Source organism: Mesorhizobium sp. M1A.F.Ca.IN.020.06.1.1 (assembly GCF_004023265.1).
In the GTDB taxonomy this organism is placed as follows: domain Bacteria; phylum Pseudomonadota; class Alphaproteobacteria; order Rhizobiales; family Rhizobiaceae; genus Mesorhizobium.
This window is the reverse complement of record NZ_RZSR01001066.1, coordinates 1-1,902: the sequence shown is the minus strand read 5'-3', so window position 1 is coordinate 1,902 and position 1,902 is coordinate 1. Positions and strand designations below refer to the sequence as shown.

At 62.0% G+C, this 1,902-nt stretch carries 3 protein-coding genes; 1 reads left to right on the top strand and 2 read right to left on the bottom strand.

Annotated features, from left to right (window positions below; all coding sequences use genetic code 11):
* On the top strand, window positions 1-284 hold a 284-nt coding region (locus tag EOA60_RS30970; protein WP_164899689.1), incomplete at its 5' end, for a Crp/Fnr family transcriptional regulator.
* 33 nt (window positions 285-317) lie between these two features.
* Here EOA60_RS30970 and EOA60_RS30965 read toward each other — a convergent pair.
* Together EOA60_RS30965 and EOA60_RS30960 are read right to left on the bottom strand one after the other, a co-directional pair.
* Window positions 318-1,118 carry an exodeoxyribonuclease III gene (locus EOA60_RS30965; RefSeq protein ID WP_067322968.1) on the bottom strand — a complete coding sequence of 267 codons (801 nt, stop codon included), beginning with the start codon at window positions 1,116-1,118 and terminating at the stop codon, window positions 318-320.
* A gap of 103 nt (window positions 1,119-1,221) precedes the next feature.
* A complete protein-coding gene (locus EOA60_RS30960) occupies window positions 1,222-1,890 on the bottom strand; it encodes an outer membrane lipoprotein carrier protein LolA (protein WP_066998340.1) in 669 nt (222 codons plus the stop codon).
* Window positions 1,891-1,902 lie beyond the last annotated feature (12 nt).

The following is a 1,902-nucleotide window of genomic DNA, read 5'->3' as shown; positions in this document are numbered from 1 at the left end:
GCATAGTCCTCTATCGCGAGCAAGGCACCGGCGAACGCGTCCCGATCGGCACGGCAGGCCCCGGCGCCATGCTCAGCGAACTGGCCCTTATCGCCGACACCAACCGGCTGACCAGCGCCTCGGCCGCGATCGATTCGGAAGTTATCCGCTTGAGCCGAAAGATGTTTCGCCGCATCCTCGAGGAATATCCGGAGCTCGCGGTGCAGCTGCACGAGCGCATCCTGGAGGAATTCCAAGAGATGATCGCCCGCATCGAGGAGCTCGCGCCACGGTTTACGGAATAGACGCGCCGCAGCGTCTCTGCCGATTGATAGCGCTCAATCCAATTCAAACTTAGCGATGACCGGCACATGGTCCGACGGCTTCTCCCAGCCGCGCGCCGCCTTGACAATCTCGTAACCGGCAAAGCTCGGCACCAGATTGGCGGACGACCAGATATGGTCGAGCCGCCGGCCGCGGTCCGATGCTTGCCAGTCCTTCGCGCGGTAGCTCCACCAGGTGTAGAGCTTTTGCTCGGCCGGCACGTTGAGCCGCATCAGGTCAACCCAGCCGCCGGCCCGCCGCATCGCCTCGAAGTTTTCGGTCTCGACCGGCGTGTGGCTGACGACGTTGAGCAATTGCTTGTGCGACCACACGTCATGCTCCTGCGGCGCGATGTTGAGGTCGCCCACCAGGATCGAGGCATCGTGCTCGCTCGCCGGCACGCTGTTCATCTCATAGACGAAATCGAGCTTGTGGCGGAATTTCCGGTTGATCTCCGGGTCGGGCTCATCGCCGCCGGCCGGAACGTAGAAATTGTGCAGCAGAATCGACCTGCCGCCGGCCTGGACCCTGACCGAGAGATGCCGGCTGTCGTCGATCTCGCAGAAACGCCGCTTCTCGACCAGCGCGATCGGCCGGCGCGCGACCGTCGCCACGCCGTGATAGCCTTTCTGGCCGTGGAACAGGATGTGCTGGTATCCGGCCTTGCGGAAAGCCTTTTCCGGAAACAGCTCGTCCGGGACCTTGGTTTCCTGCAGGCAGAGCACGTCCGGCGCGTGCTCCTTGAGCAGCCGCTCGACGATCGGCATGCGCAGACGCACCGAGTTGATGTTCCAGGTGGCTATGGTGAAGGGCATTCAGGCAGGTCCGGCAAAAGATCGCCGATCTACTGCCAGCCACGCGCCATAAAGACAAGCCGGCCCGCGCTGCAAGCCGGCCCTGCCCTGAATATGGGCGGACCTACCGCGTCTTGGTATTGAGCTCGCGGTTCGCCGTATAGTCGATGGCGAAGGTGCCGTCCGGAATGGAGACGCCTTCCTTGACGTTGAAGATCATCACCGTCGTGTCCTTGCCCTGCGCGTCGGTGATCGTCCACTGGCGCAGTTCATAGGTCTTCGGATCAAACATCATGGTGATCTTGGCGTTGCCGAACACCGACTTGTCGGAGAGTTGGATGGTGGTGAGGTCGTCTTCTTCCTTGACGGCCTTCACGCGCCCGCCGGAGAGATCGATCCGGTCGTCGAGCAAAAGCTTCAAGGGCGTCTTCGACAGCGGATAGAGGTCGGAGGTGTTCAGCTTCTTGTTGAGGATGACGACCGACTTGCCGTCCGAGATCACCCGGAAATTCGACGATCCGTCATAGTTGAAACGGATTTTGCCGGGACGTTCGAGGAAGAACTTGCCGCCGGTCTGCTCGCCCTTCGGGCCGAACTGCACGAATTCGCCGCTCATCGATTTGACCGAGGAAAAATGGTCGGCGATCTTTTGCGCCGCCGGCGGAACGGCGGCCTGAGCCAAGGCCAGAAGTTGGAAGCCCGGCACGACATTGATGGCGGCGGCGCCCGCAAGCACCAGGCCAAGGCCGAGCAGCTGTCGGCGGGTCGGAGCGAAATCTGTCTGGGTCTTCATGCCGTTCACTTC